The sequence below is a fragment of the Yinghuangia aomiensis genome (assembly GCF_039542225.1).
Taxonomy (GTDB): domain Bacteria; phylum Actinomycetota; class Actinomycetes; order Streptomycetales; family Streptomycetaceae; genus Yinghuangia; species Yinghuangia aomiensis.
In genome coordinates this window covers 1-15,915 of the sequence record NZ_BAABHS010000045.1, presented here as the reverse complement: position 1 = coordinate 15,915, position 15,915 = coordinate 1, and the positions used below count along the sequence as shown (strand labels likewise).

At 74.0% G+C, this 15,915-nt stretch carries 15 protein-coding genes and 1 riboswitch; of the genes, 12 read left to right on the top strand and 3 right to left on the bottom strand.

Annotated elements, in window-relative coordinates; genetic code table 11:
• Window positions 1-10: 10 nt before the first annotated feature.
• On the bottom strand, window positions 11-208 hold the full coding sequence (locus ABEA93_RS36935) for a hypothetical protein (protein WP_345680334.1): 198 nt from the start codon (window positions 206-208) through the stop codon (window positions 11-13).
• Between the two features lie 207 nt (window positions 209-415).
• Here ABEA93_RS36935 and ABEA93_RS36930 point away from each other — a divergent pair, with 207 nt between their 5' ends.
• From ABEA93_RS36930 to ABEA93_RS36915, 4 genes are all read left to right on the top strand, one after another.
• A complete protein-coding gene (locus ABEA93_RS36930; protein ID WP_345680333.1) occupies window positions 416-1,537 on the top strand; it encodes a methionine ABC transporter ATP-binding protein in 1,122 nt (373 codons plus the stop codon).
• A 2-nt stretch (window positions 1,538-1,539) separates the two neighbouring features.
• A complete protein-coding gene (locus ABEA93_RS36925; protein ID WP_345680332.1) occupies window positions 1,540-2,235 on the top strand; it encodes a methionine ABC transporter permease in 696 nt (231 codons plus the stop codon).
• 29 nt (window positions 2,236-2,264) lie between these two features.
• On the top strand, window positions 2,265-3,086 hold the full coding sequence (locus ABEA93_RS36920) for a MetQ/NlpA family ABC transporter substrate-binding protein (protein WP_345680331.1): 822 nt from the start codon (window positions 2,265-2,267) through the stop codon (window positions 3,084-3,086).
• A 165-nt stretch (window positions 3,087-3,251) separates the two neighbouring features.
• Window positions 3,252-3,710 (top strand): GNAT family N-acetyltransferase, encoded by a 459-nt coding sequence (locus tag ABEA93_RS36915; RefSeq protein WP_345680329.1) that lies wholly within the window; start codon window positions 3,252-3,254, stop codon window positions 3,708-3,710.
• Window positions 3,711-3,732: 22 nt separating this feature from the next.
• On the opposite strand, the gene ABEA93_RS36910 is transcribed toward ABEA93_RS36915, so the two are convergent.
• Window positions 3,733-4,506: a class I SAM-dependent methyltransferase gene (locus ABEA93_RS36910; protein WP_345680328.1), complete on the bottom strand. Its 774-nt coding sequence runs from the start codon at window positions 4,504-4,506 to the stop codon at window positions 3,733-3,735.
• A gap of 138 nt (window positions 4,507-4,644) precedes the next feature.
• The gene (locus ABEA93_RS36905; protein ID WP_345680327.1) at window positions 4,645-5,616 is read right to left on the bottom strand and encodes an alpha/beta hydrolase; all 972 of its coding nucleotides are present in this window, start codon (window positions 5,614-5,616) and stop codon (window positions 4,645-4,647) included.
• A gap of 95 nt (window positions 5,617-5,711) precedes the next feature.
• Window positions 5,712-5,801: riboswitch (cobalamin riboswitch) on the top strand.
• Between the two features lie 153 nt (window positions 5,802-5,954).
• On the opposite strand from ABEA93_RS36905, the gene ABEA93_RS36900 reads away from it, so the two are divergent.
• The 8 genes from ABEA93_RS36900 to ABEA93_RS36865 form a co-directional block, all read left to right on the top strand.
• Complete coding sequence (locus ABEA93_RS36900; protein ID WP_345680326.1) at window positions 5,955-8,093, top strand: putative cobaltochelatase; 2,139 nt, start codon at window positions 5,955-5,957, stop codon at window positions 8,091-8,093.
• A 134-nt stretch (window positions 8,094-8,227) separates the two neighbouring features.
• Window positions 8,228-8,842 (top strand): cob(I)yrinic acid a,c-diamide adenosyltransferase, encoded by a 615-nt coding sequence (gene cobO, locus ABEA93_RS36895; protein WP_345680325.1) that lies wholly within the window; start codon window positions 8,228-8,230, stop codon window positions 8,840-8,842.
• Window positions 8,836-10,236, top strand: a complete 1,401-nt coding sequence (locus ABEA93_RS36890; RefSeq protein WP_345680324.1) for a cobyrinic acid a,c-diamide synthase CobB — start codon at window positions 8,836-8,838, stop codon at window positions 10,234-10,236. Before cobO ends, ABEA93_RS36890 begins: the two co-directional genes overlap by 7 nt.
• A 75-nt stretch (window positions 10,237-10,311) precedes the next feature.
• Window positions 10,312-11,526 (top strand): precorrin-6y C5,15-methyltransferase (decarboxylating) subunit CbiE, encoded by a 1,215-nt coding sequence (gene cbiE, locus ABEA93_RS36885; RefSeq protein ID WP_345680323.1) that lies wholly within the window; start codon window positions 10,312-10,314, stop codon window positions 11,524-11,526.
• Window positions 11,523-11,954 carry a cobalamin biosynthesis protein gene (locus tag ABEA93_RS36880; protein WP_345680322.1) on the top strand — a complete coding sequence of 144 codons (432 nt, stop codon included), beginning with the start codon at window positions 11,523-11,525 and terminating at the stop codon, window positions 11,952-11,954. Before cbiE ends, ABEA93_RS36880 begins: the two co-directional genes overlap by 4 nt.
• Before the next feature lie 168 nt (window positions 11,955-12,122).
• On the top strand, window positions 12,123-13,199 hold the full coding sequence (cobC, locus tag ABEA93_RS36875; RefSeq protein ID WP_345680370.1) for an Rv2231c family histidinol phosphate aminotransferase CobC: 1,077 nt from the start codon (window positions 12,123-12,125) through the stop codon (window positions 13,197-13,199).
• Window positions 13,196-13,372, top strand: coding sequence for a hypothetical protein (locus ABEA93_RS36870; protein WP_345680321.1), 177 nt, complete (start codon window positions 13,196-13,198; stop codon window positions 13,370-13,372). The genes cobC and ABEA93_RS36870 overlap by 4 nt, the downstream gene beginning before the upstream one ends.
• Window positions 13,369-15,915, top strand: a 2,547-nt coding sequence (locus ABEA93_RS36865; RefSeq protein WP_486394664.1) for a DNA polymerase III subunit gamma/tau domain-containing protein, incomplete at its 3' end; no start/stop codon positions are given. The genes ABEA93_RS36870 and ABEA93_RS36865, both read left to right, overlap by 4 nt.

Below are 15,915 nucleotides of genomic sequence, written 5' to 3'. Positions count from 1 at the left end.
GCCACCTGCGTCACAGACTGTTCATACCTGCGAAACATTCCACAAAGGCCCCGGTGACCTGCGAAATCATGGTCGCCGGGGCCTTGGTGTATCCGATTGCACGCCGCCGTCGTTTGGGCCGGGTCGGATCGTCTGATTTAATCGACGACATGTTCATCACGGCTGACATGTCCACGACCGCGGCGCCTGCCACGGTTCGCTGTGCCATGCGCCGAATGTGTCGAATGTGCGGCTGCTGAGACTCGCTGCAGTTCTCGGCCCGGCATCCGGGTGAGCGCCCCTCGAGCGGCGCCCCGGACCTTTCCGTTCGACCCCGTCGTTTTCGGCTGAATTCCCGATTCCTGCCGAAGCCTGCCGAAGTTCCGGGCCCGCTGCCCGGCTGCCCCGGCAGGCCCCGAGCAACCTGGACTCCACGGTGATCCGTACCACTGGCCTGACCAAGGTCTTCCGCACGCGCGACCGCGAGGTCACCGCGCTCGACGACGTCGATCTGCGGGTGGCCGAGGGTGAGATCTTCGGCGTGCTCGGCCGCAGCGGCGCGGGCAAGAGCACCTTGATCCGGTGCGTCAACCTCCTGGAGCGCCCCACCTCCGGCACCGTCGAGGTCGGCGGCCGCGAGCTGACCGGCCTGTCCGCGTCCGCGCTGCGCGCCGAGCGGCGCCGGATCGGCATGGTGTTCCAGCACTTCAACCTGCTGAGCAGCCGGGACGTCGCGGGCAACGTCGCCGTCCCGCTGGAGGTCGCCGGGGTCGGGCGTCGCGAGCGCAAGCGCAAGGTCGCGGAACTCCTCGACCTGGTCGGCCTGGCCGGGCACGCCAACGCCTACCCCGCGCAGCTGTCCGGCGGGCAGAAGCAGCGCGTCGGCATCGCCCGCGCCCTCGGCAACGACCCGCGCGTGCTGCTGTGCGACGAGGCGACGTCCGCGCTGGACCCGGAGACGACCCGGTCGATCCTGGCGCTGCTCAAGGACCTGCGCGCGGAACTCGGCCTGACGATCCTGCTCATCACCCACGAGATGGACGTGGTCAAGAGCATCTGCGACTCCGCCGCGCTGATGGAGGACGGCCGCGTCGTGGAGTCCGGCAGCGTCACCGACCTGCTGACCCGCCCGGACTCGCGCCTCGCGCGCGACATGTTCCCGCTCGCCGCGACCGCGCCCGGCCGCGGCAGCACGGTGCTCGAGATCACCTTCCGCGGCGCGGAGACCGCGCAGCCGTTCGTGTCCACGCTGGCGCGCACCTACAACGTCGACGTCAACATCCTCGGCGCGGCCGTGGAGACCGTCGGCGGCCGCCAGGTCGGCCGCATGCGGCTCGCCCTCGACGGCGTGTTCGAGGACAACGTCGTGCCGATCGGCTACCTGCGCGAGCAGGGCCTCCAGGTCGACGTCGTCCAGGACACCGGCAGCGCAGCCGCGAACGGCGGACGCCTGCACGTCGTCGAGGGCGGCGCTCCCGACCTCGACGAACCCGCCGACCCGCTCACGACCCCCGCGACCCCGGCGACCGCGGTCGACGCGGCCCGCAAGGAGGCCTGACCATGCCCTGGGACGAACTGCGCCCCCTGCTGTGGACGGCTCTCCAGGAGACCTTCCACATGGTCGGCTGGACGACCCTGTTCACCGTGCTGCTCGGACTGCCGATCGGCGTGCTGCTGGTGCTCACCGACAAGGGCGGCCTGCTGCGCGACTCGCGGATCGCGAACGCGTTCGGGCTGCCGGTCAACAAGATCCTCGGGTTCGTGGTCAACGTCGGCCGCTCGTTCCCGTTCCTGATCCTGATGATCGTGCTGATCCCGTTCACCCGCTGGGTGATGGGCCTGTTCGGCACCGCCACGTCGATCGGCACGGACGCGATGATCGTGCCGCTCACGGTCGGCGCCGTGCCGTTCTTCGCGCGGCTCGCCGAGACGGCGATCCGCGAGGTCGACCGCGGCCTGGTCGAGGCCGCGCAGGCGATGGGCGCGTCGGTGACCACCATCGTGCGCAAGGTGCTGGTCCGCGAGGCACTGCCGTCGCTGGTCGCGGCCCTCACCACCACCGTCATCGCGCTGATCGGCTACTCCGCCATGGCCGGCGTCATCGGCGGCGGCGGCCTCGGGGACCTCGCCGTCCGCTACGGATACCGGAGCTTCGACAACCGGACGATGCTCGTCACCGTGCTCGTCCTGGTCGTCGTCGTGCAAGCGGTCCAGCTCGTGGGGGACTTCCTGTCCCGCCGGCTGAGCCACCGCTGAGAACCCCACCCAAGGAAAGGGCACTCTTCGTGCGCAAGAAAATCGTTTCTCTCGCCGCTGTCGGAGCACTCGCACTCGGCCTCGCCGCGTGCGGCAGCAACGACGACAAGTCCGGGTCGTCGTCCGGGACCGGCACACTCACGGTGGGCGCCTCCGCGGTGCCGCACGCCCAGATCCTCAACTACATCAAGGACAACCTGGCCGCGAAGGAAGGCCTCAAGCTCGAGGTCAAGGTCTTCGACGACTACGCGCTGCAGAACCCGGCGCTCGACGAAGGCAGCATCAACGCCAACTTCTTCCAGCACAAGCCCTACCTGGACAAGTACAACCAGGAGAACGGCAAGAACCTCGTCCCGGTCACCCCGGTGCACTTGGAGCCGCTCGGCCTGTACTCGAAGAAGACCAAGGCGATCGCCGACATCAAGGACGGCGCCACCGTCTCCTTCCCGAACGACGCCACCAACGGCGGCCGCGCGCTGAAGCTGCTCGCCGACAACGGCCTCATCACCCTCAAGGACGGCGTCGGCATCAACGCCACCGAGAAGGACGTCGCCGACAACCCGAAGCACCTCAAGTTCAAGGCGCTCGACGCCGAGCAGCTGCCGCGCACCCTCGACGACGTCGACCTGTCGGTCATCAACGGCAACTACGCGCTCCAGGCCGATCTGAAGGCCAAGGACGCGCTGGTGCTGGAGAAGGCCGAAGGCAACCCGTACGCGAACATCCTCGTGGTCAAGAAGGGCCACGAGAACGACGAGAACGTGCAGAAGCTGAAGAAGCTGCTCAACTCGTCCGAGGTCAAGCAGTACATCACCGATACCTACCAGGGCAGTGTGCTCGCCGCCTTCTGATTCCCGCGGAGTCTCCGGGATTCGCCGGGTCCCTCCGAGTCCCTCGGGGACTCGCCGGGTATGGCGAAACCCTGCGAACCGGCCGGATCCCGACACGGGGGTCCGGCCGGTTCGTTTTGCCGCGAAATGGCGCGAAACCGAGCGAACCGGCAGTACCGTAGCGCCGTGACCGACCTGGAATTCCGCTCCGCGCGCACCCTCGACCTCGACGTGGTGCACCTGTACCGGCTGCTGCGCCTGCGCGTCGACGTCTTCGTCGTGGAGCAGCAGCGGACCTACCCGGAACTCGACGGCCGCGACCTGGAACCCGGCGCCCGGCAGCTCTGGTACGAACGCCACGGCGAGATCGCCGCGGCGCTGCGCCTGCTGCGCGACTCGGACGGGTCGCCGCGGATCGGCCGGCTGTGCACGTCGCGCCGCGAACGTGGCTCGGACGTCGCCGGGATGCTGCTCGGCAAGGCACTGGACATGGTCGGCGACCTGCCGTGCGTACTGGAGGCGCAGGTCGATCTGGAGGCGTGGTACGGCCGGTTCGGCTTCGTCCGGGACGGCGCGGCCTACCGCGACAGCGACATCGCCCACGTGCAGATGCGGCGGCCGGGCCTGCGTGCGCGCTCGGCCTGAAGGGTGCCGCCGGCCGGGGCGGTCAGTTCCCGGTGCGGACCGTCCAGTAGACGTCGGTCGTATACGGGATCTCCACGTGGCTGTGCCCCCGCGTCTCCGGGTGCGCCTCCAGCACGTCCTCGACCTCGCGCCGGACGCGGTCCTGAGCGGCCGCGTCCAGGCACGCGATGTGGCTGCTGGAGAGCATGCGTTCGACGACACCTTCGCGCGGCATGCGCTGCGGGTTGGGGAAGTGCCGTTCCTGCACGTCGCCCCAGCCCGGCCGGGCCGCCAACCGGGCCCGCCACACGCCGTCTTGGTGTGACGGCAGGCCTTCGGGCGCGCGGCGGCGGTAGATCTCCTGGTAGTCGCGCACCCACGGCACCGCGTCGTCGTACGTATTCCACACCAGGCCGAGCCCGCCGCCCGGCGTGAGGACGTGCTCCACCTCGCCGAGCGCCGCGTCACCGTCGAACCAGTGCCAGGCTTGCGCGGCGACCACCGCGTCCGCGGAGTTCTCCGGCAGGCCGGTGCGTTCCGCGGTGCCGTCGGTGACCGTCACGGACGGCAGCAAATCGGCCAGGCGCCCGCGCATTTCGGCGACCGGCTCCACGGCGACCACCTGCGCCCCGGTCAGCGCCAGCAGCCGGGTGAACAGGCCCGTGCCGGCGCCCAGATCGACGACGGTGCGCCCGGCGGCCAGGCCCAAGGCGTCGGAGAGTTCGGCGAGGGCGGGCAAAGGGTAGGAAGGCCGCGCCCGTTGGTAGACCTCCGCCGCGCGTGAGTAACCGTTTCGTGCCACCTCGTGAGCCCCCACGAGGGTGACGGTAGCAGTCCCCGCGGAGACGTCGGCGCACGTCGCGGGGATTTGGCAGGGTTGCCCCCTGGCGTTAACCCGAATCGGTGAGTCCACCGCGCGGGGCGGCCGCGTTGTGCCGCGGTGCCCGACGCCGGGTCAGGGAGCCGCGTAGGCGCGCAGCCAGCGGGCGAGTTCGTCGAACACCGCGGCGCGCACGTCCGGGACGGACAGGACCAGGTCGTGCATACCGCCCTCGATGCGGACGATGGTGACGTGGTTCCCCAAGCGCGGGGCGAGGAACGCGATCCGGTCGGCGTCGAGCACCGCGTCGGCCCGGTGCAGCTCCTCCCGCCACGTGGCGCCGTCCACGCTCGCCGTCGACGACATCGCCAGCACCGGGCAGTCGACCGCCAGTCCGCGGGCCACGGCGCGGTGCCCGCGGTGCACGGCCGCGACCCAGCCCGCATACGCCGGCACGCCCTCGATGGCCTTCCACGCCGGGTCGAACTCCCACTCGCCGTGGTGGTCGCGGTGCAGGCTCTCGCCGTAACCGCCGCCCAGGCCGCCCGGGATCGGACGCCGCGCGACGTAGTGCCGCGCCGCATGCACCGCGCGCACCCCGACCGTCCGCGTCACCAGGGGCGCGTTCAGGTCGAGGAACGGGCTGTTCAGCACCAGCGCGTCGACGATCCCGCGGCCGGCCCGGTGATGCGCCCACAGCGCGGCGATCAGGCCGCCCGTCGAATGGCCGTTGACGACCAGCGTGCCGTGCCCGTCGGCGTCCCGGATGTGCCGGGCCGCGATGTCCAACTCCTCGGCGTAGCGGCCCAGGTCGTCGGTGTACGCGGGGGTGCGGTGGGGGCGCAGCGAACGCCCGTACGAGCGCAGGTCCAGCGCATAGAAATCGAACCCTTGCGCGATGTGGAAGTCGGCGAGGTGGCGTTGGAAGAAGTAGTCGTTGAACCCGTGCACGTACAGCACCGCACGCCCGGTCGGCGTCTCCGCCCGGCGCCGCACCAGCGTCGCGGCCGCCTCGCCTTCGGCATCGTCGCGCAACCGGATGGTCGCCGCCTCGTACGGAGCCCCCAGCACATCGGCTCCGAACACCAGTTTGCCGCCCTCGTCCATGCCGGAAGTCTGCCACCGCCGAGGCCGCGGCAGCCGGATCGCGCCCGTGTCGGGCCCGTTGCGGCGGTATGAGAGGCTGTCGCCCGACAGCGGGGAAGGAATCCGGTGCGAAGCCGGAGCGGTCCCGCCACTGTGACCGGACGAGCCGACCCGCGAGGGCCGGACCGGCCGGGAGCCAGACACTTCCGGCTGTCCGGGTCCGCACCGGCGGGCCCGCCACCTACCAGGGCGTGGACACCCGAGGGAGGCCGACCACCGATGTCGCCGCGCATACCGTGCCGCTCCGCCGACCGGACCGAGAACGTCCGCCCGGTCCCGGCCCACCCGGCGGTCGGGCGATGACCGCCGGATTCCCCTTCTCCGCCATCGTCGGCCTCGCCGACCTCCGCCTCGCACTCCTGCTCAACGCCGTATCCCCCGGCGTCGGCGGCGTACTCGTCCGCGGCGAGAAGGGCACCGCCAAATCCACCATGGTGCGTGCGCTCGCCGCACTGCTCCCCGATGCCGCGGTCGTCTCCGGCTGCCGCTTCGCCTGCGACCCGACAGCCCCCGACCCCCGCTGCCCCGACGGCCCGCACGACGGATCCGCGCTCGGCGAGACCCGCCGCGCCCGGCTCGTCGAACTCCCCGTCGGCGCCACCGAAGACCGCCTCGTCGGCTCCCTCGACCTGGAACGCGCCCTCGCCGAAGGCGTCAAAGCCTACGAACCGGGCCTGCTCGCCGCCGCCCACCGCGGACTCCTCTACGTCGACGAAGTCAACCTGCTCCACGACCACCTCGTCGACCTGCTCCTCGACGCCGCCGCCATGGGCACCGCGCACGTCGAACGCGAAGGCGTCTCCGTCCGCCACGCCGCCCGCTTCCTGCTGGTCGGCACCATGAACCCCGAAGAAGGCGAACTGCGGCCGCAGTTGCTCGACCGCTTCGGCCTCACCGTGGAGGTCGCGGCCAGCCGCGAACCCCGCGAACGCGCCGAGGTCGTACGCCGCCGCCTCGCCTACGAAGCCGACCCGGACGGGTTCGCCCGCCGCTGGGCCGACGACGACGCGGCCCTCGCCGCGCGGATCACCCGGGCCCGGGCGCTGCTCCCCGAGGTGCGGCTGCCCGACCGGGAACTCGACCGGGTGGCCCGGGTGTGCGCGGCGTTCGAAGTCGACGGGCTGCGGGCCGACCTGGTGACCGCGCGCACGGCGATGGCGCTGGCGGCGTGGGACGGGCGCACCGCGGTGGAGGCGGGCGATGTGCGCCGGGCCGCGCTGCTGGCGCTGCCGCACCGGCGGCGGCGGAACCCGTTCGACGCACCGGGGTTGGACACGGATCGGCTGGACGAGGCGTTGGCCGACGATCCGGAGGAGCCGGACGATGCCGCCTCGGACGGCGCGAACGACTCGGATGACGAGGAGCTTGAGCCGGAGCCGTCGCCGGGGTCCGAGGGGGGAGACGAGGAGCCGGATCCGGATCCCGGGCCGGACGGTGGTCCCGGCGGGTCCGGGGGGCCCGGGGGCGGGAAGCCGCAGGTTCCGCCGCAGGGGGACTCCCGGGATCCCCGGGGCGAGGCGTCGTCGGTCGACGAGGCGCCTGCGGCACGGGAGTCCGAGGACGCCGCCGCTGAGGCCGGGCCGCGGTCCGGGGGCGCGGCGGCTGCCGAGCAGGCGGCGGTGGCGGCGGGGGAGCCGTACCGGACGCGGCTGATCGCCGTGCCGGGGCTCGGCCAGGGCGCCGCCGGGCGGCGGTCGCGGGCGGAGACCGGGACCGGCCGGACGACCGGCGAGCGTCGTCCGGCGCGGGGCGGCGTGGCCCGCCTGCACCTCGTGGGCACGGTGCGGGCCGCGGCTCCGCACCAGGTGGCGCGCGGGCGCAGCGGGCCCGGGCTGGTGCTGCGGCGGCACGACGTGCGGGAAGCCGTACGGGAAGGCCGCGAAGGCAACTTGGTGCTGTTCGCGGTCGACGCGTCCGGGTCGATGGCGGCGCGGGCCCGGATGCGGACGGTCAAGAGCGCGGTGCTGTCGCTGCTGCTCGACGCCTACCAGCGCCGGGACAAGGTGGGCTTGGTGACGTTCCGGGGCGGCGGCGCGGAGTTGGCGCTGCCGCCGACGTCGTCGGTCGAGGCCGGCGCGGCGCGCTTGGCGGCGCTGCCGACCGGGGGGCGGACGCCGTTGGCGGCCGGGCTGCTGCGGGCCTACGAGACGCTGCGGGTGGAACGGCTGCGGGACCCGCGGCGCCGCGCGCTGCTGGTGGTGGTGACCGACGGACGTGCCACGTACGGCCGCGACGCGCTGGGCGAGGCCCGTCGGGCGGCCGGGCTGCTGGCCGCGACCGGGGTCGCGTCGGTCGTCGTGGACTGCGAGAGCGGTCCGGTGCGGCTCGGCTTGGCGGCGCGGTTGGCGGCCGACCTCGGCGGCCCCGTGCTGGGGCTCGGCGAGCTGGCCGCGGACGGACTCGCGGGACTCGTCCGGGACTTGCGCGCCGCGGGCTGAACGACGCGGCGTGGGGCGGCGAGCTGCCTCGTCCCACCCACACGCGGAGGGCCCGCCCGACTCATCCCCTTTGCCTGTGCCGGGGCCGCCGATTCGCTCTGCCCCGAGCCACACCGACGTATAAGGAGTCCCCCATGCCGCAAGGTAAGCCCGAGACCGTTCCCGACGACGGCCTGACGACGCGTCAGCGCCGCAACCGTCCGCTGGTGATGGTGCACACCGGCCCTGGAAAGGGGAAGTCGACCGCCGCTTTCGGGCTGGCGCTGCGGGCGTGGAATCAGGGGTGGCCGATCGGCGTGTTCCAGTTCGTCAAGTCGGCGAAGTGGAAGGTCGGCGAGGAGAACGTGCTGCGCACGCTCGGCCGGGTCCACGACGAGACCGGCGAGGGCGGGCCGGTGGCGTGGCACAAGATGGGCGAAGGCTGGTCGTGGATCCAGCGCCCTGGCTCCGACGCCGACCACGCGGCGGACGCGGCCGAGGGCTGGGAGCAGATCAAGCGGGACCTGGCGGCGGAGGCGTACAAGCTTTACGTGCTCGACGAGTTCACCTATCCGATGAAGTGGGGCTGGGTCGACGTCGCCGATGTCGTGGCGACGCTGGCCGCACGCCCAGGGCATCAGCACGTGGTGATCACCGGCCGTGACGCACACCCGGATCTGGTGGAGTACGCCGACCTGGTGACGGAGATGACGAAGGTCAAACACCCGATGGACGCCGGGCAGAAGGGCCAGCGAGGCATCGAGTGGTGACGGTCCCGCGGCTGGTGATCGCCGCGCCGGCGTCCGGGCAGGGCAAGACCACCGTCGCGACCGGGCTGATGGCGGCGCTGACGCGGCGGGGTTTCCGGGTGTCGCCGCACAAGGTCGGCCCGGACTACATCGACCCGGGGTACCACGCGCTGGCGAGCGGACGGCCGGGACGGAACCTCGACCCTTTTCTCGTCGGGGAGCAGCGGATTGCGCCGTTGTTCGCGCATGCGGCGGCAGGGGCCGATGTCGCCGTGGTGGAAGGCGTCATGGGGCTGCATGACGGGGCCTTCGGACGGGGTGAGTTCGCGTCCACGGCACATGTTGCGCGGTTGTTGGACGCGCCGGTGGTGCTGGTCGTCGACGCTCGGTCGCAGGGGCGGTCGGTGGCCGCGCTGGTGCAGGGCTTCGCCGGCTTCGATCCGCGGGTGCGGGTTGCGGGGGTCGTGCTCAACCGTGTGGGTACGGAGCGGCACGAGGTGATCCTGCGGGAGGCGTTGGAGCCGCTGGGGATTCCCGTGCTGGGTGTCCTCGGACGTCACGACGCGATTGCCGAGCCGTCGCGGCATCTGGGGCTGATACCGGTCGCCGAACGGCATGCGGACGCGGTGGCGACGGTGGAGGCGCTCGGGGAGTTGGTCGCGGACGCGGTCGACTTGGCAGCGGTGATGCGGATCGCGCGCGAGGCGGCGCCGTTGCCGGCGGCCGCGTGGGATGCGGGGGCTGCGGTTGCGGAGGTCGGCGGCGGTCGGCCGGGCCATCGGCCCCGGATCGCCGTGGCCGGGGGTGCGGCGTTCACCTTCGGATACCGGGAGACCTTCGAACTGCTGGCCGCGGCGGGTGCCGAACTGGTGCCGTTCGATCCGCTGCGGGACGAGGCTTTGCCGGAGGGGGTCTCCGGGTTGGTCATCGGCGGGGGCTTCCCCGAGGTGTATGCGGGGGAGCTTTCGGCGAACGCGCTTCTGCGGGAGGACGTGGCGGCGTTCGCGACACGGGGTGGAGTGATTGCGGCGGAGTGCGCGGGGCTGCTCTATTTGGCCCGGTCGCTGGACGGCGCGCCGATGTGCGGGGTGCTCGCGGCGGAGGCCCGGATGACCTCGCGGTTGACGCTCGGGTATCGCGAGGCGGTCGCGGTGGAGACGTCGGTGCTGGCGGAGGCCGGGGAGACCGTGCGGGGGCACGAGTTCCATCGGACGGTGGTGACGCCGGGGGCGGGGGAGAGGGCGGCGTGGGCGTGGTCGGCCGGCTCCGGCCGGGTCCGTGAGGGCTTTGTCGCGGGTGGGGTCCACGCGTCTTACTTGCATACGCACTGGGCGGGGAATCCGGCTGCGGCCGTGCGGTTCGCGGAGTGGTGTGCGCGCGGCGAGGCGTCCCCGGAAACCGATCCGGCCACGTGATCGTCGTCTTCACAGGAACCCGGCACACTCGGGAGACCGGACACCACCACACTCGCACCAGGAACAGGACGGCTCATGGCGGACAGGGTCACCGTGATCGGCTACGACGGCGCGCCGCTGTCCGCCGCGGCGCGTACCGCGCTCGCGTCGGCCACGCTGGTCGCCGGCGGTGCGCGGCACCTTGACGCCGTGCGCGTGCCGGAGGCGGCCGAGCGCGTCGTCATGGGCAACGTGCACGTCGCCGCGCGGCGGATCAGCGAACACCGCGGTACCGCCGTCGTGGTGGCGTCCGGCGACCCGGGCTTCTTCGGCATCGTGCGGATACTGCGCCGTCCCGAGTACGGGCTCGAACTGGAGATCGTGCCCGCGGTCTCGTCCGTCGCGCACGCGTTCGCCCGGGCGTCGATGCCATGGGACGACGCGAAGGTGGTGAGCGCGCACGGCCGCGAGCTGCGCCGGGCGGTCAACGTGTGCCGTGCCTACGGCAAGGTCGCGGTGCTCACCGGCCCCGGCTCGGGCCCCGCCGAACTCGGCCTGATGCTCCGCGGCGTCCCCCGCACCTTCGTCGTCTGCGAGAACCTCGGCACCGACAGCGAGGAAGTCACCATGCTGGCCGCCGACAAGGCGGCCGACCGCACGTGGTCGGACCCGAACGTGGTCATCGTCGTCGGCCCGAACCCCGCCACCTCCGCACCCGCGGGCTGGCTCGCCGGGCAGCGCTCGACGTTCCCCGGGCCGGTGCGCGGCTGGGGCCTCGCCGACGACGCGTACGACCACGACGGCGCCGCCATCACCGGCGCCGAGGTCCGCGCGGTCGCCCTCGGCCGGCTCGGCCCGCGACCAGGTGACCTGGTGTGGGACATCGGCGCGGGCAGCGGCGCGATGAGCGTCGAAATCGCCCGGCACGGCGCCGCGGTGATCGCCGTGGACCGGGACCCGACCGGGTGTGAGCACATTTCGGCCAACGCCGCCCGCTACGGCGTCGAGGTCCAGATCGTGCCCGGCACCGCCCCCGACGTACTGTCGCACCTGCCCGACCCGGACACCGTGTTCGTCGGCGGCGGCGGTGCCGACGTGGTCGCGGCCTGCGCGGCGCGGCGTCCCGAACGCGTGGTCGCGGCGCTGCCCGCGGTCGAGTCCGTGGGCGCCGTCCACGAGGCGCTCGCCGGCGCCGGATACGCCGTCGAAGGCACGCTGCTCCAGCCCTCCCGGCTCGCCCCCGCGGGCGGCACCGCGCACCGCCTGCAGCCGGGCGAACCGGTGTTCGTGGTGTGGGGGGAGCGCTTGTGACCGTGCCCGCGGGGGCGCTGGCGGTCGGCGTCGGGGCGGCCCGCGGCGCGACGTATGCCGAACTCGCCGACACCCTCGGCGCGGTCCTCGACCGCGCGGGCCTGTCCCGCACCGACGTCTCCGTAGTCGCCACACTCACCACAAAGTGTGATTTTCCGGCGATCCTGCGGTTGGCCGAATCTCTCGATGCCGCCCTCGTCGCGCTGGACGCCGCCGAACTCGCCGCCGTCGCCGTGCCCCACCCGTCCCCGGCGGTCCACGCCCGCGTCGGCACCCCCAGCGTGGCCGAAGCCGCCGCCCTCCACGCCTGCGGCGCCGGCGCCGACCTCGTGATCCCGAAAACCCGGGGCGCCGGGACCCCATCCCTGTGCACGATTGCCGTGGCGCGCCGACAGGTTGGACGGAACGGCAGCACGAACGCCACATGAACGGTCGCTGCGCGACAGTCAACACGCGGTGACTCGATCAAACCGGGAGGCGTTGTGATCATCGGTGCGACCCCGCCGAGCGGCACCGGCATAGTCACCAGCATGATGGACGCCGACGGCACGACGGCGTACCGCACGACGCAGGGCAGGAGCACGGGCACACCAGGCATGCGCATCACCACCAACACCCCGCCCGACCCTGCGCGCGACCACCCCGCGGACGTCGACCTTCGTCACCACGGCGACCGCGAAGTCGCGCCCGGACTCGTCGACCTCGCGGTCAACGTCCGCGGCAGCGCACCTCCGCCGTGGCTGACCGAACGCATCGCCGAAAGCCTCACCCGCCTCGCCGCCTACCCGGACGCGGCCGAGGCCCGCGCCGCGGTCGCCGCCCGGCACCGACGCGACCCCGCCGACGTGCTGCTCACCGCCGGAGCCGCGGAAGCGTTCGTCCTCCTCGCCCGCACCCTGAAGCCGCGTCACGCCGTGGTCGTGCACCCGCAGTTCACCGAACCCGAAGCCGCGCTCCGGGCCGCCGGGCATACTGTGCGACGGGTCCTCCTCCGCGCCGAGGAGGGCTTCGGCCTGGACCCGGCCCGGATCCCGGAGGAGGCCGACCTCGTCATGATCGGCAACCCCACCAACCCGACGTCCGTCCTGCACCCCGCCGAGACGATCGCCGCTCTCGCGCGCCCCGGACGCGTCCTCGTCGTCGACGAAGCCTTCGCCGACACGATCCCCGGCGAACCCGAAAGCCTCGCCGAACGCGCCGACGTCGACGGACTCGTCGTGGTCCGCAGCCTCACCAAGACCTGGGCCCTCGCCGGACTCCGCATCGGCTACCTCCTCGCCGCCCCCGACCTGGTCCGACGCTGTGCCGAGGGACAGCCCCTGTGGTCCGTTTCCACCCCCGCACTGGTCGCCGCCGAGGCGTGCAGCGAGCCCGGCGCCGTGTCCCACGCGGACGCCGCGGCCGTTACGCTCGCCGATGACCGGGCGTACCTCGTGGCGCGGCTCCGGGCGATTCCCGGGGTGCGGCTGCCGGTCGAGCCGCGCTCGTCGTTCGTCCTCGCACACGTGGACGACGGCCTGGCGGTACGCGAACTCCTGCGCGAGCGGGGCTTCGCCGTCCGCCGCGCCGACACGTTCCCCGGGCTCGGCCCGGACTGGCTGCGCATCGCGGTGCGCGACCGTGCCACCACCGAGGCCTTCGCGGCCGCACTGGAGGGAGTGTTGAGCCCATGAAACGCGACGGCGGCCGCACCACCGCCCGCGGCGGCAAGCGGGTCCGGGGCGGGGCGGCATGCGGTGCCGGCGTCACCTTTGGCGAAGGCAAAACGTTCCACAGCAAAACGCTCATCGGAAAGAAGGGTGCGGACGGCGTGTGCGGCGCCCGGCGAAGCGAGGTTTCGGCATGAGTGAGTCCGACGAGCTGCGTGGCCACGGCCCGGCGCAGCACCACCCCGTGCCGAACGGACCGGCGTACCCCTATCCGGACGACGGAGCCGTCGCGCCCGGCGAGATCGACGATCTCGACGACGACGACGCGCTGCTGATGCCCGGCCCCCAAGGCGGCTGGGCGGAGGTGCCGCACCCCGAATCGGGGCAGTACGCGGTACCGCAGCAGTACCCGGCCGCGCCCGGCGGCTACGTGCCGCAGCCCGGCACGCCGGTCGGCTATCCGGAGTCCGCGCAGTACGCCGTGCCGCAGCCCGCGGCCTATGGCGTTCCCGCGCAGGATCAGGGAGTTCCGGTCGGGAACACCCCGCCGCACGGCGGGCAGTTTGCCGGGTATGCGCCGAGTGCGCAGGTTCCGCAGCAGCAGGTGCCCCAGCCGATGCCGCAGCCCGTTCATCAGCCCGTTCACCAGCCCGTGCCGCAGCAGATGCCCCAGTCGGCGCCGCAGCCGGGGGCCGCGCAGTCGCTGGCCGACCGGATGGCCGCGGCGGCCGCCGCGTCCGCGCCGCTCGACGCGGCCTTCGGCGGCGGACAGCCCGCGGGTGCGGTGCCGGGGCAGGTTCCCGGGGAACCCGCGCAGGGCGCGGGCGTGCCGCAGTACGGCATGACCCCGGTGCCCGCGCAGGAGATGCCGCAGCCGGGTGTACCCCCGCAGGCAGCGCCCCCGCAGACGATGCCGCCGCACACCGTGCCGGTGCCCGGTGCCGGGCGTGCGGCCAACGCCGATGCGCAGTTCGCGCAGGCGCCGCACGCGGGCCCGGCAGCCGCACCGCCGCCGCAGCAGATGCCGGCCGACGGTGCGGTCGGGGCGGGCATGCCGGCTCAGGGTGTGCCCCCGCAGGCCGCGCAGCCCGCGCCGCAGCCGCAGCAGCCGCAGCAGGCCGGACCGCACGGCGCTCCGGGTGTCCCGGCCGGTCAACCGGTGACCGCGGTGCCGCAGCCGCAGGTGCCGCAGCCCCAGATCCCGCAGCCCCAGATCCCGCAGCCCCAGATCCCGCAGCTCCAGGTCCCGCAGCCGATGGCGGAACCGGCCGGACAGGCCTCGCCGTCCGGAGCCGGACCGCAGGCGCAGGAGCCGCAGGTGCCCGGTCCGCAGCACCCCGCTCCCGCCGCGGCGCCCGGCGCCGCCGGTGCGGTGCCGGACGGGTCGGGGCAGATCGCCGCCGTTCCGGGTCCCGAGGCCGGGGTGCCGGAGAACGCGGCGCACGGGGGTGGCGTGCCGGCCGGTGCCGCACCCGGGTTCGCGGTGCCGGGTGAGCCGGTGGGTCAGCCGGTCGCCGAGCCGATTGCCGCTCAGCCGACCGTGGCGCAGAACGCCGCGCAGCCCGCGCCGGGTGTGCCCGAGGCCGTGACGGCGCCGTCCGACGGCGCCCAGGCCGGGCAGTCCGCACCGGGTGTCGCGGGCGTGCCGGGTGCCCCCGCCGACGTACCGCGGCAGGACGCGTCCGGACAGGTGCCCGCCCAGGGCGCGGCTCCGGCCGCGGCGCCGGGCGGGGTCGTGCAGTCGGGGCCGGTGGCGTTCACCGCGCCGACGCCGGTGCGGCCCGAGGGGGAGACCCCGGGTCCCGGCGCCGTGCCGGGTGTGCAACTCCCGCAGCAGAGCTTGTCGTCGACGCAGTCGCAGCCGGTCCCGGCGGTCGCCGGACCGGCCGTCCCGCGGACGACGCTGCCGCCGCGGCGCCAGCGCCGCGTGGGCCGCGGACCGGCGTCGGCGCAGCACCAGGCGGTCCTGCCGCAGGCCGTGCCGGGGGCCGTTCCGGGCGCGCCGGTGGCCAACGCGCAGGTCCCGGGTGTCCAGGGGCCGGGCGGGCAGGTTCCGGCGCAGCAGAGCGGACCGGCAGTGCCCGGGCCCGTGCCGGGCCCGGCCGTCGAGGCCCCGGCGAACGTGCAGGCGGCGCCGCAGACTTCCGGCGTACCGACGATTCCGCCGCCGCCCGGCGGCGAGACTCCGGCCGCGACCGGCGGTGCCGGGCCGGACTCCGGCCAGGTGGCGGCGCAGCAGCAGCCGGATGCCGTACAGGCTCCGGTCGCGGCGGCGCAGCAGGAAGCGCCCGCGGTGGCCGCGCCCGCCGCGGACGCGGCCGCTCCGGCGGCCGACGCCCCGGCCGCGGAAGCCGGGCAGGCGTCCGTGCGGCGGATGCGTACGGCGGCGTTCGCCGACCCCGACGCCACACCGCGCCGCGGACTGCGGACCCGCGCCCGGCCGAACCCCGACGCGAACGGCGAACAGCCGGGCGCCGCCGACCAGGCGGCGGAGGCCGCAGCCGAAGCCGCCGAAGCGGCCGAAGCCGCCGCCGCGGCTCAGGCAGCCGAGGAAGCCGGTGCCCAGGGGGACACGCCCGCGACCGGTCCGGTGGCCAACGCGCGCCGGACCCGCCGCGCGGGCAACCCGGCCGTGGAAGACGACGCCGCGCCGCCCGAGGCCGCCGCCGCCGGCACGCCGCAGCCGGCCGAGGCCGCGAACGCCGCGCAGGGCAGCGGGCGTCGGGCCCGCCGCGCGGCG